Genomic DNA, 26846 nt, shown 5'->3' with positions numbered 1-26846 from the left:
CGGGTTTCACTCCGTTCTACCTGCAGGAAATACCCAATCAAAAACACCTACAAAAAGTCAAAATAACGTTGACAAACTAATAGGGGAAATCCACAGAAACACCCAAGCAAATACCCCTATCAAAAACACCCTCGCCAGCGGTGATGGGGTGCTTGTTTGTTGAAAACTTTCTACATATTTTTAGGCTTACTATAATCAGACGCGAGCACGGCGTTCATGAGTTCTTCCCATCTGCCTTCAAATTTCTCGCCGAACTCGGCTTCTCCGCCGGTTGCAAGGGGACCGCGAAGCATCGGTTTGGTGGTGTTGTTATTTTCCCAAAGTTCCCTACCACCAAAGTCGTTGTGGAGGAAATGAAGGGCAACGCCGGCGCGCTCCTTATCGGTGAGGTTCGATTTTGTGCAATGTGCTACGCCGTAACAGAAGAAAAGCACACCACCCGCCTTTAACTCGATCGGGACGGCACGTTCTTCGGGCGGATCACACCGAATATGGTGGTCACTCTGTGGATCGCGATAGTGTTCGTAACTCTCTCGGTGGCTGCCCGGTATGACGTGCATGCACCCGTTCTCAACGTTTGCATCGTGAATAGCAATCCACATCGCAGTGCCCCGTAACGGGTCGGCAATTTTGAAATAGGCGTTATCTTGATGCCAACTCGTGCCGATACCGACTTTAGGCGGTTTCCAAAACGCTTGATCCAGTTCTAACATGAATTCATCTCCGATAAGATGCTGGACAGCGGAGATGACCTTCGGATGAAAGGGCAACGCTTTGTGCAAATCGCTTCGGTTGTTGAGGGGAATTACCTGTAGGTTTTGTCGTTCACCCGCATTATCTCGCTTGGTCCCGTCTGTTTGCACCGCGCAATTGATACCCGTTCCGTTTTTGAGTTCAGTGTCGTAGATGCGTTCCAATTCCAGTCGGAGTGCCTTCGCCTCAATGAGATCGAAAAACCCTTCAATGGCAAGATATCCATTGTTTCGGAATTCCGCGATTTGCTTCTCATTTAATTGCATGACTAAAACTACCTTTCTTTACTGTCTGCTGACCGCTGACTGCTGATTGCTATTCTTATTGCCTTTCTGCGCAGGGCACAATAATAGAATCCACCATGCCGTGTAGAATTTTCTTGTCGGCTGGACAGACTGCGGCTTGCATGCCTCCGAGTCTTACCGTGTCGCCGACGACGAAATAGTATGGACGAAGAAGCGGGCGGCATGCCATCTCTTGGACATCACCAGCGTCGAAATCGTAATACTGCATCCGGACCCGTTCGGCAGTGTGGAATTTCTGGAGAACGTGCGGGTTTTTCTCGAAATTCTCAAGACTGTTTTCGATGACGGCTTCCCACTCTTCCGTAGGAAGATCGTGTCCGATCGCTACGCCGCGACTCCCCCATGCGAGTTCAGAAAATCCTGACGGTTTAATGACCAATTCCCGTTGTTTTTGCGTCACAGCACCGAGTTGCCGCCAGTCTGTTACGACGTTTCCATCCACCTCCAAATTGGGAATTACAGCATGCGGTGGTAAGGGACGAGCGTCGATAACCCATGTCTCTGGAATAGCTTGTTGTAGGAACGGGTAGGTTTTTTTACCGAGGTGGCGTTTCCAAAACGGTTGGAGCGTCGGATGATGGAAAAGCGCGAGACACAATTTTTCTTCCAAATAGGATTTCGGCGGTGGTGTCATCACAAGAGTGCGTTTCTTCGCACTGTAAAGCATTAACTCCACTTTCGGGATATTGGGTAAATCAAACAGTTCATAGAAGCGATAGAGCACATCAACTTCCATCTTACCTTCTATCGTTTCGACGAGTAGTCCATCTTCAGTAAAAATTACCTCGTGCGGTTTGACGGTCCGGGTCTCCAGCCCCGCTTCACAAAGTGCTGCGGCGAGCCATACCATCTCCGCCCAATAATCTTCCGATTCATCCGACACAACGATTGCGAGTGTAGGGTTATCCTTCTTCGCCAAGGCACGGATCATTTCGGCATATCCGTCCACCATCCCGTCGCTGCCACCTATGATGCGATAGCCGAGTTGTGCGTAGAGCTGTGCTAAGCACCCTGTCCCCCCAATAAATCCAGGAATCGAGTCGAGTTCGGTAATCGCCATACCGTTACCAGTAGGGAGAATGTCGGGACGCAGCACACCTGGGAGTTGGCTCTTAAAACGGTTCATCCGTCCATATTGGATAACGGATTCAGGTTTACCGAGTTCCAAGTACTCAGCCACCCAACCGGGTTGAATACCCCGCACGCTTTGGGAATAGAGTAGATTACAGGCGCGATAGAAATTTAAAAGATGCGTTCCGAGTTCCTCAAACCATCTCAAATCTGATTCGGAAATCCAGAACGGCTCTGGTGAGATACGCCAAGAAGTATTGCAATCGGGATGGATTTCCCGTTTTTCTGCCTCAAATAGTTTCGCCTTCGGAATTTCGTCATTAATAAATAGACATTTCTGTTTCGCATCCAATTTTAATTTTTTAATTATTCCTTGCGGTTAAACAACGTGCGTCTGAAGTATCAAGTACGTTCCTTAAATCCGCCCTCCATTTCATTACGGGAGACCTGGTTTTCGATACTACAAAGAATCTTTAATTATTCCGTGCCATTTGGTTATGCCAGGAAGACCTGCTTAACAAAGTCAATCTTCTTTTGTTCAGCAATGGTTTGCAAGACGTGCCGAGGCACAGGCGTATCCACGTTGATGAGCGTTACAGCAAGTTCCGATACGCGCGAACGTCCGACAGTCATATCGGCGATGTTGATACCGTGCTCTCCGAGAATCGTTCCCATTAACCCTATCATTCCGGGCTGATCGCTATTGTAGATGAGAAGGATATAACCGGTCGGTCTCACGTTGATATGAAGTTGATCTATTCGGACGATGCGGAGGTCTTTTTTGCCGAAAGCAGTCCCCTCGATGATTGCTTCGCCTTTATCGGTTGTGACCGTAATCGCGATAGAGTTGGCAAAATCTGCGTCTGCCTCGCTCTTGGTCTCTGTAACAGCTATGCCGCGTTGCTTAATCAGAAACGGCGCGTTTACATAATTTACGTCCGTGAGTACAGGTGTCAAAAGCCCTTTCTGTAAAGCGACAGTTATCGGTGTAACGTCTTCTTTCTGGAAGAGCGCGCCGTTGTAATGGATTTTAATCGCGGAGATCTGTCCTTCAACAATTTGCACGTGAAAGCTGCCAATCTTTTCGGCAAGTTCTAAGTAAGGGCCCAAAATATCGAGTGTCCTCGGGTCAATTTTGGGTTGATTTACCGCATTCGCGACGGGCTGTCCGCGGAGCGCGTTCATTACCTGCTGTGCTACCTCGACAGCGACATGTTCCTGTGCTTCCGATGTAGACGCCCCGAGATGTGGGAGCGCCAGTACATTTTCTAAGTCCAGCAGTGGGGTTTCGGTTGCCGGTTCGCTTTCAAAAACGTCAAGTGCAGCACCGGCGAGTTGTCCATTTTTTAAGGCGTGATAGAGGGCATTCTCATCAATAATACCACCACGAGCACAGTTAATCAGGCGGCAACTTGACTTCATCAATGTGAACTCCGACTCACCGACACTATGATACGTTTCGGCGTTGAGATGCGTATGGACGGAGATATAATCGGATTCTTGAAAGAGCGTTTCCCGGTCAACAATCCGAATGCCGATTTTTTCCGCGGCACTCGCTGAAATATACGGATCGTAGGCGATGATTTTCATCCCGAAAGCCTGTGCGCGTCGAGCCACCTCTCGTCCGATCCGTCCGAGTCCAATCGTGCCAAAAACCTTCCCGTATAACTCAACCCCAATGAAATCGTTGCGTTTCCATGTTCTGTTTCGGAGTGAAATCCCAGCAGGGACGATGTTACGCGCCAATGCCAATAGCAGCGCAATCGTATGTTCTGCTGCTGCGATCGTATTCCCTGTTGGTGTGTTGACAACTAAGATACCGTTTCGCGTTGCGGCTTGCACATCAATATTATCCACACCGACCCCGGCGCGCCCAACGACCTGTAGCCGCTTTGCGTTGTCAATAACATCCGCAGTTACCTTCGTTGCGCTTCTGATAAGTAGGGCATGGTAGTCAGCAATCCGGTCCAGGAGTTCTTCATGAGAGAGGTTGAGGTTAACATCCACCTCATAATCACCACTCTCCGCCAAAACATCTAAACCTCGCTGTGACAGCAGGTCGCTGACCAGCACCTTGTTCATACGTCTAAAATCCTCCACCCGTATCGCGTTAAAACGGCTGTTTGTAGTATTCCACTTGCAAGGGTATCCTTAAATTATAGCATGTCAGAAACTTCCTGTCAATAACCCGGCATTTTCCTTCAGGACTATCGCGTCTCTGTCTCTGGGAGCGCGTACACAGCCCGTCCAGCCTTTACAATCTCACCTGAATCAACGAGACGCTTGAGTTCATTTTTTACAGCTCCCGGATGTCCTTGAATTGCCGCAATAAGTGTTTCCTCCTGCCTCTCAAATGCCTGCCCTATCATTCGGACCCGTCTGGTAGGGATTTCATAAAGTTCGCTTTTGCTCTCTAAAGCGTTCAGTAAAGCTTTTGCAAAGTTCCCTAAAGCAACCTGTTGTTGCTCAATACTCCACGCATCCAATAGGTCTTTCGATATACGAATTTCGAGAAACGTTAGATAGTTTCCCACATCATCAACCGCGAAAAGACAGCCTGTTTTTTCGTCATGTTCGATAACATGCACAGTGGAAATCGCTCGTGACGAATCCCCACTTTCGGACTTACATAGCACCGGAGACGGGCGTTTTAGTGCCAGTGGACTCAGTTTCCCTTCCCGTATTGCAATCACTTTCTCATCTACAGGGTTCGGCACCAAGCGACGGATAGTGGATGCTTGAAAAGGAGGTTCCAAGTCTTTTTCCAATGGTGGTGATGGTTCATGTAATGCAGCGCGAAGTGCATCAATGGGAGCAAAAAGCACCTCTTTGGTAATGATAGGTGGGTCTAACAGATTTCCAAGTAGAATCTCGATCTGTAGGAGCGACCTCTCAGTCGCTATTTATCCCACAGAATCAACAGAAAATCGAAAACTGAATAGCCCTAATACCTGATACAATAACACAACAGTAAAAATAGATCAAGATGAAAGCAGAACCTTTCCAGAGATTTTTAATTCTCACGATGTGCTCTCTCCAATTGACAACTGACAGTTGAGGACTAAAAACTATTGGACATATTTTTTTCAACGTGGTAATATATACGCTAATATCCATCGTGCATCCGCACAGCGCACGAACTACGAAAAACATGGAGGCATAAATATGTTAGGCCTTGGTCCATGGGAATTATTGATTGTTTTGGCTGTCGTGTTACTCATATTTGGAGGGAAACGTCTACCTGAGTTGGCGCGAGGACTCGGTAAGAGCGTTACGAACTTTAAAGCAGGACTCAATGAGGAACAGACAGAGGAAACCGAATCGACAGGACAAGCACACCAAGAGAATGGAATACCGCCAAAAGAGAAAACTGGATAGAACGCATCGAATCCTCCGCTACGTTCTCATTTGGCTTGTAGGAGCAAACGCCGCGATCGCGACTTCTATACTCTTAACTAACAACCGACAGCTGACAACTAACAATGACAGATAAATTACCCGATTTTCTTCAGAATGTGATTGACGAATATCCCGATGTTTGGAAAGCATATCAGGCATTGGGTGAAGCGTGTGGGACCGCTGGTCCTCTTGAACCGAAAACCGTGAGGCTTGTTAAACTTGCATTGGCGATAGGCGCGAAGTCTGAAGGCGCAGTCCACTCCCATACACGGCGCGCCCTTCGAGAAGGCATTACGCCTGAGGAGTTACAACAGGTAGCTCTACTCGCCGTGACCTCTATCGGCTGGTCTTCGAGTATGGCGGCATTATCTTGGATACAAGATGTTGTGGATAAACAGTCGTAATTCAATCGAGGAAATCAACAGCGACACCGGATATGAATGCCGTTTCCTGACGCTTGGAAAGTGCACGTATCGGGTATTAATCCTCACGGCTATCCTCTTATGTCTCACGCCATCTGTTAGCAGGCCCGAAACGACAGCAACGTTTCAGCAGGGCGTTGAATATGTCAAACTTCGACTCTATCCACAAGCGGTGGATACCTTTAAATCGTTTTTATCACGCGATCCGACAGATGTGAACGCGCTTTTCCAACTGGCAAATGTCTATAAATTGCAAGATGAATTGGAATTAGCGATTCAGACATTTAACACCCTTTTGGCGCAGCTTGCAAGCCAAAACTTGCTATTAAATGAGGCGCAACTTACAGGTTCCCAAAACGCCACAATCACAGATTCAAAAAACGCGCTGACAGCAGAGCGGATTTATGGGTTAACACACCTCGCGTTGTCGGAAATCTATTGCAAGCAGAGCAAATTGGACATCGCCGAGCAGCACGCCAAAGAAGCCGTTCAGAGGTATCCCACGGATGCGGATCCGCATTATCGTCTCGGTTACATCTACACACATCAGGCGAAATTTGACGCTGCACTCTCTTCCTTCAAACAGACCCTCGCACACAATCCTAATTTCGCTGAAGTCTACGAATGGCTCGGTTTAATCGCGCTCATGCAACAGAAGCCGCAACAAGCGGTGGAACATTATCAGCAGGCAATCAAGAGAAAACCTTATGTTCAGAGTGCCTATTACAATCTGGCGAAGGCTTACCGACTTCTTGGTGATACCGCCGCGGCGGCGGAACACCTCAAGCTGTTCCAGCAAATGAAAACCTATTACGATCGGACTTACGCACTTGAAGGTGCTTTGGCAGAAGATCCAATGAACACGCCGCTTCGGCTTGAATTGGCGAAAGTCCATCTGGCACACAAACACATCTCCGCGGCAATTACGACATACCAAAGCCTGATTCGGCTGAGTCCAGCGTTGGCGACTGGATACGATAAACTGGGGCGACTCTACATGGATCTCAACATGCCCCAGCGCGCCATTCCGTTCTTCCTAAAAGTCATTGAACTCAATCCAAACGCTGTGGAAGCGCATGTTCGGTTAGGGTGGCTCTATACCACACTGAAGGCGTTTGACAAGGCAGAATCACATCTGCAAGCCGCTATAAAGAAGATGCCTGGTCTTACTTTGGCATATCATGGATTAGCCGAAATTTACACGAAACAAGGGCATCTTCAGAAAGCGATAGAGGTCTATCGACACATCACAGAAATCGCACCTGACGATGGCGACGCTCGGAAGGCATTACAAAACTTAGAACACTTGCAGAAGCGTTTTTAATTATTCCTTATGCCGAAAAGCAACTTGAATAGAATCCCATCCGTCTATCTTCTTTTGGCATTCACACTTATAAGTTTCCAATATTGCACAATCGCGCTTGCAGAACCGATTTTTGTCGATGTCACGGAATCGGCGGGGATAACCTTTCAGCATACCGACGGCAGAAGCGGGTTGCGACTCTTTAATGAGTTTCTCGGATCCGGCGGTGGCTTTTTCGATTATGATGGCGACGGCGATCTCGACATCTATCTCGTCAATGGCGCGGTTCAGACGGAGAACGAACAAGGTCAAACACCACATAATGTTCTCTACAGAAACAATGGTGATGGAACCTTCACAGATGTCACCGCCAAGGCGGGTGTCGGAAGTCGTGCCTACGGCACTGGTGCCGCTGTCGGTGATTACGATAACGATGGCGACATAGATTTATACGTTACCAACTTCGGTGAAGATCAACTCTATCGGAATAATGGCGACGGAACCTTCACAGATGTGACGACACACGCCCAAATTGGCAATTCAAACTGGGGCACCAGTTGTGCGTTTGCTGATGTTGATAACGATGGACACTTGGACCTCTATGTAGCGAATTACGCCGCGTATACGCCAGAGAACGACATTCGGTGTGAAGAACGCGGGGTTCACGTTTATTGCGGTCCGCACGCGTATCCAGCGGTTCACGATACCTTCTACAAGAATAATGGAGATGGGACCTTCACCGATGTGTCGGCATTGTTCCGACCCTCGAATCTAATTCCGCAGCACGGGTTAGGTGTAGCGTTCGCCGATTACGATGCCGATGGCGATACCGACCTTTACGTCGCGAACGATCAGGATCCAAACTTTTTGTTTCAAAACAACGGTAGCGACAATTTTTTGCGTAATTTTTCGGAAGTTGCATTAATTTCAGGTGTGTGCTATAATGATATGGGTAAAGAGGAAGCCGGTATGGGTACCGATTTCGGGGACTATGACAACGACGGGTGGCTCGACCTTACCGTCAGCAACTACCAGACGGAAACTAATACCGTTTATCATAATCATGATGGCACCTTTTTTACCGACAATACGATTACATCAGGGATCGCAGAAGTAACACACGGCTATCTGGGATGGGGTATCAAGTTTTTTGATTACGACAACGATGGATACCAAGACCTCTTTGTCGCCAATGGGCATTTGATGGACAACATCAACCGGCTTGAGAAGCATGTGACCTATCCGCAGAGGAATCTGTTGTTCAGGAATTTAGGCGATGGCAGATTCGCCACTGTCATATCAGAGACGGATGGCTTGGCACTGGAAAAGGTGAGTCGTGGTGCGGCTATCGGCGATTACGACAACGACGGTGACCTTGATATCCTTGTTACCAATTGCAACCAACGACCAGATCTACTCCAAAACGCAGTCGGGAATCGAAACAATTGGATACAGATCCAAGTCGTCGGAGAAAAAAGCAACCGCTCTGGGATTGGTGCCAAGATTAAAGTCGTCACGGGAACACACGTCCAATATTGGGAGGTACAGAGTGGCGGGAGTTATCTCTCCTTCCACGACCTATGCGCCCATTTTGGCGTTGGTAAAGCGGTCAGCGGACTCATTGACCGGGAGACACACCTCCCCGTCAATCGTAGGTTTCTGGCGGTTGAAGGGAGTCAGATCGTTCCGATACGTTAGTCAATTTTAAAAAATACGCCTGCTTAAGGCAGGTTTTCCACGGAGGAAAAATGAAAACCCTATTTATAATGCTAACACTTGTCGCGTTTACGGCATCTTTTGCCTACGCGTTAAACGAACCAGAGGATTCGATGATCCTTTATTTCTCTTTCGATGAAATTGATGGCGAAACTGCTATTGATCATTCACTCTATGGGAACGATGGAGAAATCGTAGGCGACCCGAAGCATGTTGAGGGCAAATTCGGAAAGGCACTACAACTCAACGGTGAAAGCGACTGGGTTGTGGTCCCACATGAAGAGATCCTTACTGTTGATGAGAGCGTCACTGTCATGGCTTGGATTAATACCGAACGCCACCAGGGACCAGGCGGACAACGGTGGCAGGGCATCGTTGCGAAGAGTAACGGACCACGTTCCTACAGTTTCTACACTGAATTCCCCAGCGAATGTCTGCATCTGAGCGTTGGCGGCTCGGGAAGTGTTTGTAACGGGAAGGTCGCTCTTGAGGAGTGGCAACACGTCGTTGCCCAAGTGGATGATGGTACACATCGTTATTGGATAAACGGCGAAAATGTCGGTGAATTCGGCGGAAAGCCACCTCCCCCGGGTAAAGCCGATACTGCGGAGGTCCTCGTCGGGAAAACGCACGAGGGACAACGCGAGTTCCTCGGTCTGATTGACGAGGTTCGTATTTGGAACCGCGCCCTCAGTGAGGAAGAGGTTATTGAACAGATGGAGAGCGGTCATTTCGAGCTTTTCGCCGTTGATCCGCGCCAAAAACTGGCTACAACTTGGGGACATCTGAAGACCTCACAGCGATAAAATGCGTCCGAGTGCGCGCTTTGAATCTCTCAGCGCGCACTCTCTTTATAACAAGAAAAGGAGAGTGTATAGCGTTATGAACGGAAAATTTATTGCGTCAGCAGACGTAGAACGAGACGAACTCGACTGGGGAACAATCGGTTGGCTCAGTCGCCCAGAAAGTACAGGTGGGAAAGACATTGTCGCTATGGAAGTCAGCCTTTCCCCCGGATATGGACACGATTTCCATAAACATCCCGACCAAGAAGAGGTAATTTACGTTATAGAGGGTAGTGTAGAGCAGTGGCTTGAAGATAAGAAGCAGACGCTCAACGCAGGAGATTCTGTATTCATTCCAGCGGACATGGTGCACGCCTCTTTTAACGTTTCCTCTGCGTCAGCGAAGTTGTTTGTTACCCTCAGCCCCAGCAAAGGTGAAGAGGGGTATCAGCTTATTGATGTTTACGATCAGACACCGTGGAATACGCTCCGCTCGTAACCCGTTAGCCTTATTTGAGGTTTAACAAACACCTTCCTCCGCTGACGAGGTTTGTAACCTCGTCCTCTTTCAATGGCACACGGAGAGCCTTGGATGACTATGCTTGGAACGTCAGCACCTGAAACATCGTTGTCAATTCGCGACCGAATGCGTGAGTTCTACGAGACATCGGAAACCTACAAAGGACTTCTCGCGGCACACGATGAAGTTTATCTCCGACACTACGTAGAATTGGTGATCCGCTACGCACCGCCTCGTGCCAAGGTACTTGACCTCGGATGCGGGAACGGTATTTCAGCGCGGCTGCTCAATCAGGCGGATTTTGATGTTGTCGGAACCGACATCTCTCCACTCTTTCTTGAAGGCGCGCAAGCATGGGAAAATCCGAGTCTCCGCTATCAGGTTTGCGACGTGATGGAACTCCCCTTTGAAAGCGAGTCCTTCGATGTCATCTGTTCAAACGAATTAATTGAACATCTGCCCGATGTAGAAACGGCGTTAACCGAAATGATGCGGGTTGTGTGCCAGGGCGGCAGAATTGTGCTTTCGGGTCCAAATCTTTGCTCCCCTTTAATCCCGTTCTTTGATTGGCTGAACCTGATGTCTGGCAAACCCGGCAGACCCGTCTGGGGTGAAACGAAGCAGCAAGCGTTGCAACAGTTTATGCGTAACTGTGGACTTTGTGTAAAGAAGCGGTTCTCGTCAAAATCACCGAACTTCATTTACCGTGAACCCGACTTACAGGCGGATGCAATCGGTGGAGATGCCGACAGTGCTTATTATGCAAGCCCTATTGATCTCGCGCAATTTTTCCGGTTGCACGGGTGCACGATCGTCAAGAAAGCCGTTGGCTTTGGGATAAAAGGTAGAATTATCGCCAGCGCGTTTCCGCACCTGAGTCCTTATATCACCATGGTTGTCGAAAAATGAACATTCGCGCAGACGATTTTGTCTTAGAGATAGGGAGCGGTCATAATCCGAAAGCACGCGCGGATGTCTTATGTGATAAATTTATAGGGGATGACGAACAACGCGGCGGTGCAATCGTTACCGATCGTCCGATGGTGGAAGCGGATGGGGAGTTCCTGCCGTTCACAGATCGGGCGTTTGACTATGTCATCTGCTCGCATGTGTTGGAACACGTTGAAGATCCGAGGCGATTCATCTCCGAACTCATGCGTGTCGCATGCCGAGGCTACATTGAAACGCCATCTGAAATAGGTGAGCGAATCTATGGATGGCACTATCACCACTGGGTCGTCAACTTGGTTGATGGCTGTTTGATGCTACGGAAGAATGAAAAAAATTCCCAATTTGGGCAGCTTTTCCACAGATTGGCGGTAACAGATAAGCATTGGAAGCAGTTTCATATTACACACCATAACCTCTTCCTGGTCCAGTACGAATGGGAAGATGAAATAGACTATAAAATACTTCTCGAACATGAGTCAGCACTGGATTTGGATTGCCACGATACGCTTGACAGGCTTGTCGCATCAGATAGTAATGTTCCGAGACATAATGAATGGTTACTGTTTCTCAAAAGTGCAGTGCCGCGAAGCATCGTTTCCCGTGTAAAATCGCTTTTGACAAAAGGAAACCAACGTCGCCAGACGAAAACATTGCAAGAAATTCTCGTCTGTCCGCAGTGTAAAGGCGACATTACGTGGGAAGAACACAGTCTCCATTGCAAAATGTGCGAACAGTCCTATCGGATTGTTGATGGAATTCCGCGTTTCGGCAAAGTCACAAGCCGAGAATGAAAGGTCTTAAGAATGCCCTCAGTAAGCCAACAACGGCGGCTTGCAGAACCGAATCGAAAGCCCTTGCGAAACCAATACTGTCCGTTAACGCTTAGCGCATAATTAAAAAAATGAATGTAGTACCGAAAGAATTTATCCGCGTGATGCCAGATGCAATGAGAGGCTTCGTCAGTGAAGCTTTCCAGAAGGCAGGCACCTCGGAAGAAGACGCTGCGCCGATCTACGCGGCGTATTCAGTCATGGCACGCGCCAAACACCCGGATATGTCGGGATGATGCTTGACGGCAAAGTAAATCCACGTCCAAACGTCCGATGCATCGATGAATCTCCGACAACGGAGGTCTACGACGGCGATGGCGGTATGGGACATTTTGCCTCGTATCATGCGGCAAAAGCAGCGGTCAAAAAAGCCAAAGAGATGGGACTCGGTGCCGCGACGAGTCGGAACCACTTCCACTTTGGGAGTGCAGGCAAGTACACACGGCTTGCATTGGAAGCAGATTGCGCTGGATTTGCGGTCTCCTGCCACCGTTTTCGACACGGTCCGAACGCTCCGATTGCCACTGCGACGGGAGCCTCGCCGATGAGTTTCGCGATACCTGCGGGTGATCAGCCCCCTATCGTTGTCGATATGGCAACCGGCATTGATGCCAAACTCCCCTTGGAAGAGGCGTTTGAACAGACTCCCGCCGCGTTTTTCAAGATGTTGGGACTGAGCCATGTGAGTCATGCCCTCGGTGGATTTATGGCGGGCATCTGGCTGTTCGATAAACCACCGGATCCGCCAAAAATCTGGGAGGGTGCCAATCAAGGGGCATTCATTGCCGCGATTGACATTTCCCGATTCCGACTGATTGACGAGTATAAAGCAGAGATCGATCAACATATCCAAGACGCACGACAAATGCAACCCGCACCCGGTTATGACCGATCCGACCTACCTGGCGGTTTAGAGTGGGAGCGCGAACAGGAATGGGCTGAAATCGGTATCCCCGTTGGCGAAGAACATCAGGAACAGTTGAAAATAGTTGCTGAACGCGTTGGCATTCGGCTTCCATTTTAAATAAAGTAGTCAGCAGTCAGGTCGGATTTTTTTCAAAAATCCTTTCAGCAGTCAGTTAAGAGGATATCGTTTAACAAAGGTTTCCTCTTGCTGATAGCTATCTTAGGAGATTTCTTCGGATTAACAGCTCGCTTACAAGCACGGAATGCCTCGAGGTTGAAAACCCCTCCCACGAAGAGAACCTCCTCAAAAAGAGACGGGTAGATTAGAGGAATATTATGCGAATGATCGTCGGTACTGCTGGCATTTTCATTGTGTTGCTCATATTAGGTGGCGTTAGTGATGCTGATGTGGAAGCCGACGTAGGTGCAGAAAATGTATCGAAATGGGGACTCCCAAAAGCGGTGAAAGCGCGTTTGGGGAAAGGCGGGATTAATACGCTCGCGTTTTCACCTGACGGCACACAATTCGCGGTGGGTAGTAACATCGGGGTCTGGCTTTACGATATGGCGACAGGAAAAGAGATCGCTATGTTCCGAGGGATGTGTCAATCGGTGGCATTTTCGCCGGACGGACGCTATCTTGCCAATGGAGGCGGCAGGTCTCGTGAACATACGCTCAAAGTATGGGACACAGCGACACACGAGGAGGTCTCACGCCTGGACGGTCTTTACGCTGGGAGGGATATACGTTTTTCTTCAGCTGGCAAAATGCTTATCGGTTTGGATAGATGGGGAAGCGCGATCAACAGATTAAATGTTGAAACTGGGAAGCGAGGTGTTACGGCTATAGAAGGCAGATCCGTGGAACGGATGCGCGGTCGGCGGGGGTATGAGAGTTACGCGCTCACACATGATAAAATTGCGGTTGGTGGAGAGAACGGAACGATTACATTGTGGAATACAACTACCGGCGAGAAAGGAACGTCTTTTACAGATGGAGACGCACCAATGCCGGTCCCGGGACCGCTAGTACAAGATCAAGTGCCTAGAGGTGGGCATGGACACCCTCCATTGCCGGTGGATAGGAGCAGGCAGGTGCTGGCTTTAGCATTTTCACCCGACGGTACGCGACTCGCCAGTGGCAGTAAAGACACAACGGTGCGTTTATGGGATACCGCGGGGACCGAGGCACCGGTTGTGCTGCAACAGCATATAGGTTGGATAAATGCGTTGGCGTTCTCTCCTGATGGTCGCATGCTCGCCAGTGGTGATACGGATACGGCAGTCCATGTATGGGACACGACGAGCGGTGCCTTGCTCGGGACGTTTCAGGGACATCTCAGTGGTATCGTTGCTTTAAGGTTTTCACCAGACAGTCGGATATTGGCGAGTGGCAGTGTAGACGGCACGGTTCGGTTCTGGAGCACAGAGACGCAGGAAGCCTTACCCTTGCATATTACAGGACACACGGAGTCGGTGAAAGCCGTGTCATTCTTGGCGGACGGTTCGAGGCTTGCGAGTGTTGCGTTTAACGGAATAATTACACTTTGGAATCTGACAACCTTGGAAAGAACGGATATCGAGATCCCAGAACGTGGGGACATGTTATCAGGAGCATCCTTTTCGCCGGACGGCACAAAACTCGCAAGTATCTCCGCAACGGGTAGGATATATTTTTACCCGGGTACGGGTGAATCGCTTTCTACAATGACGCACATGGGCGAGAACCAAGTGGTCCTAACGGATGTCAAAACAGGAGATCAACTCGCGACTTTCACAAGTCGACAAGGACATGCGCCGAGGGATACGAAATTAGCGTTTTCTCCAGATGGGAAAAGGATCGCCTTAGGGGGTTCCGGGAACATACGCGTGTGGAACACAACTATTACAGACAAGGACGTTTTTCTGGATATCCCGCTCACCGAAAATGTTCCTGTCCATGAAAACGGTAATGAAGAATTACCGCTCGGATTACCGTTCCACGGGCTTCATCACCTCGCCACGGAAGTCAGTGCCGTGGTATTCACGCCAGACGGAAAGAAACTGATCAGCGGGGCAATGAATGGACAGGTTCAGATGTGGGATGCAGAGACAGGAGTCCCGTTGGCACCCTTCCTTGAAGGAGACGATCCAGCATCGATGATCGATGGGAACAGTATCTCGTTTCGAGATGCTATTACCGCACTCGCATACGTTGCGGATAAGGGATTACTTGCTATCGGTAGTTACAGAGGCACACGTCTGCTCGGACGGCATAGACAGATCGGTCTCAAGGAGATACCGCGCGGGGCGAGACGATTAGTGTTTTCACCGGATCGGACAGTGCTGGTGGCATCATTTGGCAGCAGAATAGAACTCTGGGATTTAGAAACGGGTGACCAACTGACGACCCTCGACGGGCATACAGCACTGGTGGACACATTGCTATTTTCACCAGATGGCAAAACACTCGTGAGTGCTGGACGTGATGGCACGATCCTTTTATGGGAGTGGGATGCCGCCCGTGAGGTTCGAGAAGTGATGGATAATTGACGTGCCTCCGTTTGCTCTTACTGTGGAACTCATCGAAAATCCTTATGAAACTAACAGTGTCGTTTAACGCTTAGCACAAAATTAAAATTATGGATACTCATACAAACAACATAGAAGATCGAAATATCGTGATTATTGGCGGTGGCACCGCTGGGTTTTCCGCAGGTGTCTATACGTCACGTGCGATGCTTGAACCTATCCTGATTACAGGAGAGGCACTCGGCGGACAACTCTCTTTAACACTTGACTTGGAAAACTATCCCGGCTTCTTCGGTAACGAGGCGGGAGTTTTTATACAAGGTATGCAAGAGCAGGCGGAGCGGTTCGGCACCCAAGTCAAATTTGACACCGTAACAGCGGTTGATTTTTCGCAACACCCATTCGCCGTCACCACCTACGAGAAAGAATACCGTGCGAAATCCGTGATTATCGCGACAGGTGCTTCACCGCGCACGCTCGATATTCCGGGTGAAGAGGAATATGGCGGACGCGGTGTCTCCTACTGCGCGACGTGTGATGGGTTCTTCTTCCAAGATCAACGGCTCGTTGTCGTTGGTGGCGGGGACGCTGCGTTGGAGGAGGGCATTTTCCTAACCAAGTACGCCTCTGAGGTGTATATCGTCCACCGCCGCGATCAGCTCCGCGCGAGCCAAATTATGCAGGAACGTGCCTTCAAAAACGATAAAATTAAGTTTATCTGGGACACCGTCGTTGAGGAGATCAATGGCGATGGAGAAAAAGTTACTGGTGCCACCCTCAAAAACGTTAAAACCGGTGAAACGCAACCCTTCCCGATTGACGGTGTATTCATCTTTATTGGACATATTCCGAACACAGAGCTCTTTACAGATGTCATAAATATGGACGAGCAAGGGTATATCATTGTGGATGAAATGCAGCGCACGAACATAAACGGTGTTTATGCAGCCGGTGATGTGCATGACCATGTCTTCCGTCAAGCGATCACCGCTGCGGGTGCCGGTGCCGCAGCCGCTATCGCCGCTGAGAAATTCATCGCAGAATTAGAAAACCGCGCCTATCCGGGGAATTAAACGCAATCCTTGATTGCCGGATGTATAGGAGAAACTTGTGCCAAGAGAAAAACTCGCTCTCGGTTTAGATTCAAGCACACAAAGCCTATCTGCTGTCGTCATTGACATAGACACAGCGGAAAAATGCTTTGAGCATTCGCTTGATTATCGCGCCGATACCCGTCTCAACCAATTCGGTATCGGAGAGGATTATATCTTGCCACCGAGAGAGGAAGGTGAAGCCGAACAGCCACCGCTGATGTATCTCGCCTCACTTGACGCGCTGTTTGCTGACATGCGCGAGGCAGGCGTGCCACTTGAGAACATCCTCCTCATCAACACATCAGGACAGCAACACGGGCATGTCTATTTGAACCGAGATGCAGATGCGATTTTGGCGCAACTCGCAAGTTTCCAGAACTTTAATGAAGATACTCGCGACTTACAAATCCTGCTAAAAGATGCATTTGCGTATCCGAATGCACCCATCTGGATGACCGCGAACACGACTTCACAAACCGATGCTGTCCGAAACGGGGTCGGCGGAAAATCGGAGATGATTGACCTATCTGGTTCGGACGCGCCGCTCCGCTTCACAGGTGCCGTTGTGCGCCGTGTCGGAGAACAATTCCCCGAATGCTATGCCGCGACAGCAAAAGTCCAATTGATTAGCAGTTTCATTCCAGCAGTGCTGACAGGTAATGCCGACGTGCCTATAGATTATGGAAACGGATGTGGGATGTCGCTCATGAACTACCGAGGCAAGGTGTGGGATTCCGCCCTGTTGACTGCAACCGCTGATGGCTTACCGGGCGGTGTGGAAGCACTCCAATCGAAATTGCCCGCGCTCACACGTCCAGATTCCATTGTGGGGAGTCTCGCGGCGTATTACATAGAGAAATATGGCTTCGATGGTCGTTGCGCGGTGATCGCCGGTTCTGGGGACAACCCACAGTCAAAGGTGCCTGTTGCGGGAGATTTACTGAGCCTTGGAACCAGTTTCGTCAATATGGTATCAACCGACGGTGATACACTTGATCCAGAGGGATTTGCTAACGCGATGTATGACGGTATCAACCGTCCCTTTATGTTTGGATGTCGCACGAACGGTGCGATGGTATGGGATGCCGTGAGGAGTCATTACGGCTTGGCGAAAGAGGAATACGCGCCTGCGGAAGCGGCGTTGCAGACCGTTACCCCCGGACAGTTTATGACGTTTTGGCAACCGAAGACGGAGTCTTTCCCTGTCTCCGGGGCGTTTGCGTTAATCCACGCCACCGCACAATCGACATTAGCGGAAGACTATGCGGGTATTATTGAAACGAGCCTCGCCGCGGTTTACATCTACTCTACCGTCTTCACAAAACAGACACAGGAACCGTTGTATGTAACAGGCGGTGCAACAGAAAGTCCTGAAATCATGCGACGTGTCGCTGGAATCTGGAACAGACCGACGCTTCCGGTAGAGAAAGGTGGTGCCGCACTCGGTGCGGCTGTTGCAGGTGTCAAGGCACTTTTTGATGCGGATTCCGGTATGGAGGCACAGCCTTTTGATGTTGAGGCGTTCAGTGCTGCCGTCTTAAAGCGCGGTGAACCGATCCAACCGCACCCTGCAGACATTGCTGCCTATCATGGTGAAGGTAAATACCTCCAGCAGTTTCGGGAAAAATACGAAAAAATTATGGAAGAATATTAGCAGTCAACCATTAAAAAATGAAAGAAAAACTAACGCACTTTGACGAAAAAGGCAACACCCGAATGGTGGATGTCGGTGGCAAAGACGAAACACTGCGCATCGCCATCGCCCATGGGCATATTACTGCCCGTCCTGAAACACTCCGTCTCATCGCTGAACAAGGTATGAAGAAGGGTGATGTTTTAGAGGTTGCACGGCTTGCGGGGATCATGGCAGCGAAACGCACAGGTGAACTCATCCCGCTGTGTCATCCTCTCGCATTGACTTCGATTCGCGTTGAACTCGCTATCGCAGATGACGTGCCGCAGGTCGAAATTGAAGCAGAAGTCCAGACTGTGGGGCGCACAGGCGTGGAAATGGAAGCACTCACTGCCGTATCCGTCGCTGCTTTGACGGTTTATGATATGTGTAAGGCAGTGGACAGGGAAATGGTTATCGGTGATGTCAGGCTTGTCAAAAAAACAGGTGGTAAGAATAGTTATCAGTCACCAGTCGTCGATAGTCGGTAAAAAGAGACCTCTGATAACGACGACACAAACGTGAAAACGAGGAGCGGTTAGAAGCTCGTCAATAGGCATTGTGTTACAAAAGACGTAACCGACAGCCGACAGCCGATAACCGACAACCCTTATGCGTCAGATATTTATCATTATCCTTGCCCTTTGTCTAATTTCTACAACCACCTTTGCCGCCAATCACGTCCTGATTATTGGCGGTGTTGCGGGTGAAAAATCCTTTTACGACGCGTTCTGGGGTGCCACCTCTCGGTTCCATCAGTTGCTCACCGATGAATACGGCTACTCGCCCGACCAGATTACTTTTCTCTTTGAAGATATAGGCGATACAGACCAAAGTGGACACGGAGCATTGGAACTCGTTGACGCGGAATCGAATCGCGAACAGGTTTTAGCCGCATTCGATCAACTTGTCAAGACTGTGCAACCATCGGATCGATTTCTGCTGTTCATGCTGGGGCACGCATCTCGCACCGGTAGAGGTAGTGCGAAGTTTAATCTGCGGGGACGGGACATTACCGAAGTGGAATATGTGACACTCATTAACAGTATTCCTGCTGAGAATCAGATTCTAATCTTTGGCTTCCCCTATAGTGGACGACTTGTGTCGCAACTCAGTGCACCGGGACGTATAATCCTCACCTCAAGTTCACCAAATGAAGGCTATTCACTACAGGCAGGATTCGGCGACGTCTTTGTTGATGCCTTCTCTACAGCAGATAACGATATAAATATCGATGGAGACATTTCACTCTTAGAAGCGTTCTTCTCGCTGCAGACGCGGACGAAGGAATGGTATGAGAACAACAGAACGATTCAATCTGAACATCCGCATCTCGATGATAATGGCGATGGAAACGCCACTCGAAACCTAACGATTGACCCTGAGAGCGCGGGTGTAGAAGAGACAGAGGATGGCGCACTCGCCGCAAAAACATTCTTAGGGACCCGTCGAACAGTCCTCCCAAGCCCCCGATCGGCACCTGAATCTGATGAAATCTTCGCCGACGTGCCACCTACGGAATCACCCGAAGCGCATGAACAGGAGAATTCAGAGACTTCGACTGCCATTCACAACACTGAGAACCGTCCATCGTCACTGCCCTACGACTATATCAGCAAAGCGGATGAGAACGTCATCCAAGCAGCCATTGACACGGCACCCTCTGAAAAGGACTATCCTGAAGACGGTGCTGTCGTGCTTTGGGAAAGTGTTGATGTGGACATTGATGAAAAGAGTCGTTATATCTATTCCACACGGCGCGTCGCCAAAATCTTCAATGAAGATGGCGCGGCTCTTGGCGAAATTAGCATCCCTTATATGCGTGGAAAAGACGATGTCACGATCCATCATGCCCGGACAGTTACGCCTGATGGCAGAGTTGTGGAACTCGATTTGACTGATGTGGTAACGAATATCCCACCGCCGAGTGCTGTGGACGCAGGTTTATACGTCGATGCACGCTTGATGTATTTTTCACTTCCAGAAATCTCCGATGGCTGTATCATAGATTATGCGTATTCCACGAACAATCTTGGGCATGTTATGCGGGGTGAGTTTTGGCGTAAGGTCTATTTCCAAGGCTCACAACCCGTGCAATACTATCGGTTCACCGTCCATATCCCGAAGAAGAAGGAACTCTATTATCAGGTTTCAGGTGCGCCGGAGGTTACAACAGATTTACAATCAAGTGCTTCTGTTCTTAATATTGAACCCACAATTACCGAGAATAACTACATCCGCACCTATACCTTTGAAGTGCAAAATGTCCCGCCTTTGAGAGAGGAATACCTGATGCCTGCTCCTCAGGATCTCGCTTATAGCATTAGTATCTCCTCAATTGATTCTTGGGATAAATTAGTGACATGGTATGCGACGCTCATTCGGGAGCAGGACACCATTACACCAGAAATCACGAAAAAGACCGAGAAAATCCTCAGCGGTGCCTGGACCCGAAAGGAGAAAGTAAAACGACTTTACGAATACGTCGCAACGAACATCCAGTATCTCGGCTATGAGCTCGGTATCTGGGCAATTAAGCCGTATCCAGCGGACTTCGTTCTGAAAGTCGGGAAAGGGGATTGCAAGGACAAAACGACACTCCTCTCTACGATGCTTTCATCCGTAGGTATTAATTCCTATCCTGTTCTCATTTCCGCTGGCGATACGCGCGGCGTTAACGCCCATCTTCCAGACGGTGGTTCGGAGGTCGAGGCAGTGCCTTCACTTGCCTATTTCAACCACATGATCCTCGCTGTTGACAGCGGAAACCAAGATGATGAATTCATCTGGCTCGATCCGACAGCAGAGACGTGCGCTTTTGGGGATTTCCCTGCGGGCGACCAAGACAGGTGGGCACTGATTATCAATCCACAGTTTCTGACAGAGAACCGTCAGGGTTCGGAGACCGATAGTCCACCGCCGACTGACAATAGCCATGCAATGGAAAATAGGCTTTACCTCTTTCAGAAAAGTCCATCCATCGATGCAACATCGAATCTGAAGCGCGTTCACACCCGCGTAGCGGTGAAAAAGGATATGAGCGTCTCTGTTCGCCAAGCGTTGACGGTAACAGGGATTTTTAACATGAAACTCCGAAGCCAACTTTCACATCTGCAGACTTCTGAGGAAAAAGCGGAGTTTTTCCACAAAGCGTTAGAATTGGACGAACGTGCCAAGGTGACGGCGGTCGAAGTCTCTGGACTTTCAAAGTTGGACGGCGAATTGAAGGTTGACGTTACATGGACATGTAAGGAGTATTTGTACGCGATCGGCAGTCAATTTGTCCTTGAATTACCGATCGTCAAGCACCCTTATGCCGAGTTACTGAGCGAGGAACGCCGGATGTATCCCGCCGTCATTGGTAAGGCATTAACGCTTGAGGACAAGATCAGTGTCAGCACGGATGCTCCCTTTCGGATTGATACCGTTCCTGAGGAGCAGACGTTGAATACCGAGGTCGCAGAGATACAGATCCGCTATTCGCAATCCAAGCGAAAAGCGGAGATGCATCAAACGATCCGTTTCTTGACCCCGAGGGTCACACCGGACAACATTCAGCATCTCAAAGAGGTCGTCAGAATCGCCTCAAATCGAGGACCGAAACGATTCATATTGACACAATAGCCGTCGGCTATCGGAAACCATCAGTTGTTTTGAAGATTTACCGCATAGATTTCCAAACTCCGTTGAAACTGACCGAAAACCTGCCCGAAACGTAGTGGAGGGCAGCCAGGAGGCCATAATTTAAAAAATGCCAGCAACAGAAGAAGTTCAAGCAATAGAAGAGTTGATGAAAAGCCAAGAGCTGATTTTAGAGCAACTCAAAAAGGTAATCGTTGGGCAAGAGGACGTTATCAATCAGATGTTGATGGCACTTTTTGCTGGAGGACACTGCTTATTAGAGGGTGTCCCAGGGCTTGCCAAAACCCTCATGATTAGAACTTTGGCAGACATTCTGAATCTCAAATTCAAGCGAATCCAGTTCACCCCCGACCTAATGCCAGCCGACATCACAGGAACCGATGTCCTCGAAGAAGACCGGAAAACTGGACATCGCACGATCCGATTTATTCAGGGACCCATCTTCGCGAACATCCTCCTCGCGGATGAAATCAATCGGACACCGCCGAAGACACAAGCCGCACTCTTAGAGGCGATGCAGGAACACCACGTCACCGCCGGTGGGAACGAATTCCATCTGGAACAACCCTTCTTTGTGCTTGCCACGCAAAACCCGATCGAGCAGGAGGGAACATACCCACTTCCAGAAGCGCAGTTAGACCGGTTCATGTTCAAAATCGTCATAGATTACCCGACAGAATCAGAGGAGACGGACATCGTTTCAGCAACAACTGGCGCAGAGGAACCTGAACTCGAAACAGCACTCTCCGGTGAGGCGATCGTGGCACTCCATAAAATTGTTAGGCGTGTGCCTGCCGCCGACAACGTCGTGCAATACGCCGTGAAAATTGCGCGCGCAACCCGTCCAAAAGAGGAGGACGTTCCCGATTTCATCCAGCAATGGGTCCGATGGGGCGCGGGACCGCGTGCCGGGCAGTATCTCATCTTAGGCGCGAAAGCGCGAGCGATCCTACGAGGTCGTTACAACGCTTCTTGTGAAGACGTGAAATCTGTCGCACCTGCGGTGCTACGCCATCGCGTCTTAACCAATTTCCATGCCGAAGCTGAAGGTATTGACTCCGACACCGTCATCCAACGTCTACTCGACACAGTGCAGGAACCCGCTGCAAGGTTGTAGATGCCATCACAAAAGATTTCGGTCATCATTCCAGTCCTCAATGAGGAAAACGCCATTGCCAAAGTCATCACCGATATTCCAAAGACCGTACGGACTCTTGACGGAAAAACCGAAGCCGCAGTCCAAGAAATTATCGTTGTTGACAACGGCTGCACGGACAACACCGCCGCAATCGCAAGCCGAAACGGGGCAAGGGTCATAACAGAACCCCGACGCGGATATGGATCCGCTTGTCTCGCCGGAATTGCTGCGGTCACGACGACCGAGCCGGATATCGTCGTTTTTCTTGATGGCGACTATAGCGACTATCCGACAGACATGCCGCAGCTCCTCCACCCGATACTTGAAGGCAACACCGCCTTTGTCGTTGGAGCGAGAAGCGCGGACAGCGCACGTGATGTGTTGTTACCCCAAGCGCGGTTCGGCAATTGGCTTGCCTGTTTCTTGATAAAGTGCCTCTACGGCGTGCGTTATACAGATTTAGGACCCTTTCGAGCGATCCGGTACCCGCAGCTTCTCGCTTTGAACATGCAGGACAAAACCTTCGGATGGACGGTCGAGATGCAACTCAAAGCCGCGAAACAGGGAATCCCTGTGTGTGAAATTCCGGTTCGCTATCGCAAGCGAATTGGGGTCTCTAAAATCACTGGCACCTTCACTGGTACTCTCAAAGCGGGTTACAAAATCCTCACAACCCTTATCTACCACCGTTTTTTGGCATAGAACTTACCCAACGGCAATAAAAATAACTACACCGCTGACCGCCATTCTCAGTAGGAGCGATCTCCGAATCGCGATCTATTCTCAGTGAATTTCAGGATTGACAATCAAACTATAAGCGTGTATAATTGAAGGGATCACTATAATATTTTTTATGGTAAACCTGCAAATAACTCTCACTGCAATCCAACCGACACAGACGACAACCTCATCATCCACGGCGACAATCTGCATGCCCTCAAAGCACTACTCCCGCGCTATGCCAACCGTGTCAAATGCATCTACACCAACCCACCCTACAACACCGGCAACGAGGGTTGGGTTTACAACGACAATGTAAACAGCCCACTGATGCAGCAATGGCTCACCGAGAATGCACCCGTTGATAACGAAGACTTGGAACGACATGACAAATGGCTATGTATGATGTGGCCGAGGTTGCATTTGCTCAAAAAATTGCTTACTGTCGTCTGCGACGGTTCCAGACGGCAAGGCATCTTCCAATTGGTATTCAGTGAGAATGGATTTCTGGAAATATCCGCTCGGTTGGATGCCGAGTGAGGCATGCTGTTCCAGCGTTACAATCTAATTTTTGTCTTTTCTGGTCAAATGTGCTATAATCTTAGCAATTGATTGCAACAGGGCGGGATTAAAAGTTTTTAAAGGTTTGTCGTTAAACAACAGGGGACGTGTCATGCGTAAATATTTTATTGAGTCTCTTAAGATAACTAATTTATGGGGTTACCGAGACATCGATCTAACCTTTAACAGGGATGTGAATGTACTGATAGGTCCGAACGGTTCTGGCAAAACCACTATTTTGAATCTCCTCCATACTATATTATCAGGCGATCTACTCAGTATCTTAAAGGTTAGCTTTGAGCATGTAAAAATCGGACTGAGAAGTTTCAAAGGTAATTCTGTCCGCACTATTAGGTTTGATATTGGAGATGAATTTTTGAAACTCAAAGTAGGGCCGAAAGAACAAAGGTTCCCTACCAATTTTTTTTTTCACGGAAAGCCCATTCCTTCCTCTCTCCAGTATTTTCATCAAAGAGATAACGTTATCAGGAACATGCTATCAAAGGATCTTGATAGCGAATTAACTGCCTCAGTTTCTTTGATTTGGCTTCCTGTAAACCGTCGTTTACCTGTAAGAGAAAATGAAGAAGAACGATATACCAGAACACAGGATTTGGAGTCGGTCGACTTACGACTTGAGGAATTGTTAGAAGAACTCTTCCACTATCACTCTCGTTTAAACGCGCAACTTTCTGAACGTTACAAGGCATTTGAACATCAAGTCCTATCGATAATTCTTTATAGTAAAGAGTTTGATCGGCTGGATTTGACTCCTTCATTGCCAACGGAAGCGGAAAAGGTTCAATTACTTAGAGCTTTTGAAGCATCCGGGCTCTTAAACAAACAGATACACAATAGGATTAATGAGCATTTTGCTGCTGCAGAGAAAGTGGTGAAACGTATTCGCGAAAATCCTGGTGTTTTTGGAATGGAGGACATACTTGTGCTTCCGCTTATTGATCGAACGAAAACTATGGTGGAATATGCGAGGAAACTTGAAGAAGATAGAGAGAAAATCTTCGCACCTTTACGACGTTATGAAGAAATTGTTAATATGTTTTTGAGCAGTCATGGAGAAACTGTTAATTCGTTCATGAATGGTACGTTCGTTAAGGTTGATGAGAATGGTAATTTAAAAATTGACTCTCCTTCGTCTTCAGACCTAAATTGGCACTATCTCTCTTCAGGTGAAAAACAGATTCTAATTTTACTCACTGAAGCTTTACTTAAGGTTGATGAGCCAGTGGTTTATATCGCGGATGAACCGGAATTGTCACTCCACGTCACTTGGCAGGAGAAACTGTTGGAATCTCTGGTAACACTCGGCGGACAGAAACAGATAATCGTCGCCATGCACTCCCCCGATATTGTTGGCAAATTTCAGGATAAAGTGATAGAGTTGGTGTGAGAAAGTTAATGTCGTTTTCCCGAACCCCATCGGGGTTATCCGCAGAATATCTTTTTTTTTCAGAAATCCTTGTTTATGTTGAGGGGTACACCGACATTCCCTTCTATAATGCGATTCTCCAAAATTATAATTGTCGAGTAAAAGCGAAAAATGGAAAACCGGAGTGTGAAAAGTTAGCAACGTTTCTTGGACAAGACAACTATCCTTATGTTGTTATTCTGGATGGACATTACGACATTTTAGAGCGCGTTCGCAGTCAACATAGGCGAATCGTTTTGCTGCATCGACATTCTTATGAAAATTATCTTTTTGAGGAAGAGCGAATAAAACAATTCTGTCGCGATCGTGTGCCTTCAGAGGATAGTTTGGAAGAACCCTTAGCAAGCGATGAATTTAAGGATTTTGCTGAGGATATTGAAGTAAAATTTAAGGATTGGCTCATATTGGATGTAGCACATCAGCGTTCAAAAACAGGACAGAAGACCTTTTTCCAGACCCCGGACAGATTTTTCAAGGCACGCTTCCAAGACAATCAAATTCAAAAACAGCAAGAGGCAGCTGCTGAGGGTATTGACATAGAAGGCATTGATGACGCAAAAAATTTGGTTGAAAAATATTTAAGAGACCAGTGCCTCATCAACTTACTTCCCGGACACCTCGCCTTTGGCATCATGAGACGTTTTATAAGTAAGGTAGTCGGTAAAAGCATTCCAAATGACGAAATCAGACTCTATCTCTCAAGAGTCGTCTGGCAACTGGTGAAAACCCGCAACCATAATAGCTTGAAAAGGCGATTGCGTAAAGCAGTTCGGGAAGCAGAACGCATACGCCAAGCAAGTAATGGTCAAACTCAATCAAACACCAATTCGTAGTCGTGCGATTCATCGCACGTCCAAACAGTACCTCCGACAGTAACCCCAGTCCTGCTGTTCCTATCAATACCCTCTAAACCGTATAAAAACAAATTAGCATTTCCAAATCAAATATGTTATCATAAATAATGTATACTAAAATAAAGTTTAGGAATCTCGTCAAACGACGTGAAACATAATACCCAAAATACACAATAATCCTGCAAATCCTTGAATCCTGTAAATCCTGATTCTGACAATCAAAATGTTACACTTTCCGCTAAATTA

23 protein-coding genes and 1 pseudogene are annotated in these 26846 nt (G+C 48.5%); 20 read left to right on the top strand and 4 right to left on the bottom strand.

Going from position 1 to position 26846, the window contains the following annotated elements; all coding sequences use genetic code 11:
- Nucleotides 1-170: 170 nt before the first annotated feature.
- The 4 genes from J4G07_08560 to J4G07_08545 all read right to left on the bottom strand — a co-directional run bounded on the left by J4G07_08560 (nucleotide 171) and on the right by J4G07_08545 (nucleotide 4885).
- Nucleotides 171-1019, bottom strand: coding sequence for a phytanoyl-CoA dioxygenase family protein (locus J4G07_08560; GenBank protein ID MCE2414041.1), 849 nt, complete (start codon nucleotides 1017-1019; stop codon nucleotides 171-173).
- Between the two features lie 55 nt (nucleotides 1020-1074).
- Nucleotides 1075-2481 (bottom strand): hypothetical protein, encoded by a 1407-nt coding sequence (locus J4G07_08555; protein MCE2414040.1) that lies wholly within the window; start codon nucleotides 2479-2481, stop codon nucleotides 1075-1077.
- Nucleotides 2482-2624: 143 nt separating this feature from the next.
- Complete coding sequence (gene serA, locus J4G07_08550) at nucleotides 2625-4211, bottom strand: phosphoglycerate dehydrogenase (GenBank protein MCE2414039.1); 1587 nt, start codon at nucleotides 4209-4211, stop codon at nucleotides 2625-2627.
- A 125-nt stretch (nucleotides 4212-4336) separates the two neighbouring features.
- Entirely contained in the window at nucleotides 4337-4885 is a 549-nt protein-coding gene (locus tag J4G07_08545) for a hypothetical protein (GenBank protein MCE2414038.1), read from the bottom strand.
- Nucleotides 4886-5294: 409 nt separating this feature from the next.
- On the opposite strand from J4G07_08545, the gene tatA reads away from it, so the two are divergent.
- From tatA to J4G07_08445, 20 genes and pseudogenes are all read left to right on the top strand, one after another.
- Complete coding sequence (tatA, locus tag J4G07_08540) at nucleotides 5295-5507, top strand: twin-arginine translocase TatA/TatE family subunit (GenBank protein ID MCE2414037.1); 213 nt, start codon at nucleotides 5295-5297, stop codon at nucleotides 5505-5507.
- Between the two features lie 104 nt (nucleotides 5508-5611).
- The gene (locus tag J4G07_08535) at nucleotides 5612-5932 is read left to right on the top strand and encodes a carboxymuconolactone decarboxylase family protein (GenBank protein ID MCE2414036.1); all 321 of its coding nucleotides are present in this window, start codon (nucleotides 5612-5614) and stop codon (nucleotides 5930-5932) included.
- The gene (locus tag J4G07_08530; protein MCE2414035.1) at nucleotides 5910-7274 is read left to right on the top strand and encodes a tetratricopeptide repeat protein; all 1365 of its coding nucleotides are present in this window, start codon (nucleotides 5910-5912) and stop codon (nucleotides 7272-7274) included. The genes J4G07_08535 and J4G07_08530 overlap by 23 nt, the downstream gene beginning before the upstream one ends.
- A gap of 24 nt (nucleotides 7275-7298) precedes the next feature.
- The gene (locus J4G07_08525; protein ID MCE2414034.1) at nucleotides 7299-8951 is read left to right on the top strand and encodes a CRTAC1 family protein; all 1653 of its coding nucleotides are present in this window, start codon (nucleotides 7299-7301) and stop codon (nucleotides 8949-8951) included.
- Nucleotides 8952-9001: 50 nt separating this feature from the next.
- Nucleotides 9002-9775 carry a LamG domain-containing protein gene (locus J4G07_08520; GenBank protein ID MCE2414033.1) on the top strand — a complete coding sequence of 258 codons (774 nt, stop codon included), beginning with the start codon at nucleotides 9002-9004 and terminating at the stop codon, nucleotides 9773-9775.
- Between the two features lie 76 nt (nucleotides 9776-9851).
- Nucleotides 9852-10253 (top strand): cupin domain-containing protein, encoded by a 402-nt coding sequence (locus J4G07_08515; protein MCE2414032.1) that lies wholly within the window; start codon nucleotides 9852-9854, stop codon nucleotides 10251-10253.
- A gap of 93 nt (nucleotides 10254-10346) precedes the next feature.
- Nucleotides 10347-11183: a methyltransferase domain-containing protein gene (locus J4G07_08510; GenBank protein MCE2414031.1), complete on the top strand. Its 837-nt coding sequence runs from the start codon at nucleotides 10347-10349 to the stop codon at nucleotides 11181-11183.
- Nucleotides 11180-12016 carry a methyltransferase domain-containing protein gene (locus J4G07_08505; protein ID MCE2414030.1) on the top strand — a complete coding sequence of 279 codons (837 nt, stop codon included), beginning with the start codon at nucleotides 11180-11182 and terminating at the stop codon, nucleotides 12014-12016. Before J4G07_08510 ends, J4G07_08505 begins: the two co-directional genes overlap by 4 nt.
- A gap of 110 nt (nucleotides 12017-12126) precedes the next feature.
- The gene (locus J4G07_08500; GenBank protein ID MCE2414029.1) at nucleotides 12127-12291 is read left to right on the top strand and encodes a hypothetical protein; all 165 of its coding nucleotides are present in this window, start codon (nucleotides 12127-12129) and stop codon (nucleotides 12289-12291) included.
- Nucleotides 12288-13079 (top strand): Ldh family oxidoreductase, encoded by a 792-nt coding sequence (locus J4G07_08495; GenBank protein ID MCE2414028.1) that lies wholly within the window; start codon nucleotides 12288-12290, stop codon nucleotides 13077-13079. The genes J4G07_08500 and J4G07_08495 overlap by 4 nt, the downstream gene beginning before the upstream one ends.
- Nucleotides 13080-13297: 218 nt before the next feature.
- Nucleotides 13298-15493 (top strand): hypothetical protein, encoded by a 2196-nt coding sequence (locus J4G07_08490; GenBank protein MCE2414027.1) that lies wholly within the window; start codon nucleotides 13298-13300, stop codon nucleotides 15491-15493.
- 89 nt (nucleotides 15494-15582) lie between these two features.
- Nucleotides 15583-16545, top strand: coding sequence for a thioredoxin-disulfide reductase (gene trxB / locus J4G07_08485; GenBank protein ID MCE2414026.1), 963 nt, complete (start codon nucleotides 15583-15585; stop codon nucleotides 16543-16545).
- Between the two features lie 37 nt (nucleotides 16546-16582).
- A complete protein-coding gene (locus tag J4G07_08480; protein MCE2414025.1) occupies nucleotides 16583-18220 on the top strand; it encodes a xylulose kinase in 1638 nt (545 codons plus the stop codon).
- Nucleotides 18221-18237: 17 nt separating this feature from the next.
- Nucleotides 18238-18729, top strand: a complete 492-nt coding sequence (gene moaC, locus J4G07_08475; GenBank protein ID MCE2414024.1) for a cyclic pyranopterin monophosphate synthase MoaC — start codon at nucleotides 18238-18240, stop codon at nucleotides 18727-18729.
- 121 nt (nucleotides 18730-18850) lie between these two features.
- Nucleotides 18851-21862, top strand: a complete 3012-nt coding sequence (locus J4G07_08470; GenBank protein MCE2414023.1) for a DUF3857 domain-containing protein — start codon at nucleotides 18851-18853, stop codon at nucleotides 21860-21862.
- Nucleotides 21863-21989: 127 nt separating this feature from the next.
- Nucleotides 21990-22997: a MoxR family ATPase gene (locus tag J4G07_08465; GenBank protein ID MCE2414022.1), complete on the top strand. Its 1008-nt coding sequence runs from the start codon at nucleotides 21990-21992 to the stop codon at nucleotides 22995-22997.
- Entirely contained in the window at nucleotides 22998-23720 is a 723-nt protein-coding gene (locus J4G07_08460) for a glycosyltransferase family 2 protein (GenBank protein ID MCE2414021.1), read from the top strand.
- Between the two features lie 195 nt (nucleotides 23721-23915).
- Nucleotides 23916-24179, top strand: a pseudogene (locus tag J4G07_08455) (site-specific DNA-methyltransferase).
- A gap of 232 nt (nucleotides 24180-24411) precedes the next feature.
- Complete coding sequence (locus tag J4G07_08450; GenBank protein ID MCE2414020.1) at nucleotides 24412-25707, top strand: AAA family ATPase; 1296 nt, start codon at nucleotides 24412-24414, stop codon at nucleotides 25705-25707.
- Between the two features lie 8 nt (nucleotides 25708-25715).
- The gene (locus J4G07_08445) at nucleotides 25716-26579 is read left to right on the top strand and encodes a DUF4435 domain-containing protein (protein ID MCE2414019.1); all 864 of its coding nucleotides are present in this window, start codon (nucleotides 25716-25718) and stop codon (nucleotides 26577-26579) included.
- Nucleotides 26580-26846 lie beyond the last annotated feature (267 nt).

The organism is Candidatus Poribacteria bacterium (assembly GCA_021295715.1).
Classification (GTDB): Bacteria; Poribacteria; WGA-4E; order WGA-4E; family WGA-3G; genus WGA-3G.
The sequence above is the reverse complement of the archived record's forward strand: the minus strand, read 5'-3'. Positions and strand labels throughout refer to the sequence as shown.

Coding starts and splice junctions, on each gene's coding strand:
- J4G07_08460 (MCE2414021.1), top strand. CDS start 22,998: ATGCCATCACAAAAGATTTCGGTCATCATTCCAGTCCTCAATGAGGAA.
- J4G07_08530 (MCE2414035.1), top strand. CDS start 5,910: ATGTTGTGGATAAACAGTCGTAATTCAATCGAGGAAATCAACAGCGAC.
- J4G07_08510 (MCE2414031.1), top strand. CDS start 10,347: ATGACTATGCTTGGAACGTCAGCACCTGAAACATCGTTGTCAATTCGC.
- tatA (MCE2414037.1), top strand. CDS start 5,295: ATGTTAGGCCTTGGTCCATGGGAATTATTGATTGTTTTGGCTGTCGTG.
- J4G07_08505 (MCE2414030.1), top strand. CDS start 11,180: ATGAACATTCGCGCAGACGATTTTGTCTTAGAGATAGGGAGCGGTCAT.
- J4G07_08450 (MCE2414020.1), top strand. CDS start 24,412: ATGCGTAAATATTTTATTGAGTCTCTTAAGATAACTAATTTATGGGGT.
- J4G07_08465 (MCE2414022.1), top strand. CDS start 21,990: ATGCCAGCAACAGAAGAAGTTCAAGCAATAGAAGAGTTGATGAAAAGC.
- serA (MCE2414039.1), bottom strand. CDS start 4,211: ATGAACAAGGTGCTGGTCAGCGACCTGCTGTCACAGCGAGGTTTAGAT.
- J4G07_08470 (MCE2414023.1), top strand. CDS start 18,851: ATGCGTCAGATATTTATCATTATCCTTGCCCTTTGTCTAATTTCTACA.
- J4G07_08560 (MCE2414041.1), bottom strand. CDS start 1,019: ATGCAATTAAATGAGAAGCAAATCGCGGAATTCCGAAACAATGGATAT.
- J4G07_08445 (MCE2414019.1), top strand. CDS start 25,716: ATGTCGTTTTCCCGAACCCCATCGGGGTTATCCGCAGAATATCTTTTT.
- J4G07_08500 (MCE2414029.1), top strand. CDS start 12,127: ATGAATGTAGTACCGAAAGAATTTATCCGCGTGATGCCAGATGCAATG.
- J4G07_08490 (MCE2414027.1), top strand. CDS start 13,298: ATGCGAATGATCGTCGGTACTGCTGGCATTTTCATTGTGTTGCTCATA.
- J4G07_08520 (MCE2414033.1), top strand. CDS start 9,002: ATGAAAACCCTATTTATAATGCTAACACTTGTCGCGTTTACGGCATCT.
- J4G07_08495 (MCE2414028.1), top strand. CDS start 12,288: ATGATGCTTGACGGCAAAGTAAATCCACGTCCAAACGTCCGATGCATC.
- moaC (MCE2414024.1), top strand. CDS start 18,238: ATGAAAGAAAAACTAACGCACTTTGACGAAAAAGGCAACACCCGAATG.
- J4G07_08515 (MCE2414032.1), top strand. CDS start 9,852: ATGAACGGAAAATTTATTGCGTCAGCAGACGTAGAACGAGACGAACTC.
- trxB (MCE2414026.1), top strand. CDS start 15,583: ATGGATACTCATACAAACAACATAGAAGATCGAAATATCGTGATTATT.
- J4G07_08535 (MCE2414036.1), top strand. CDS start 5,612: ATGACAGATAAATTACCCGATTTTCTTCAGAATGTGATTGACGAATAT.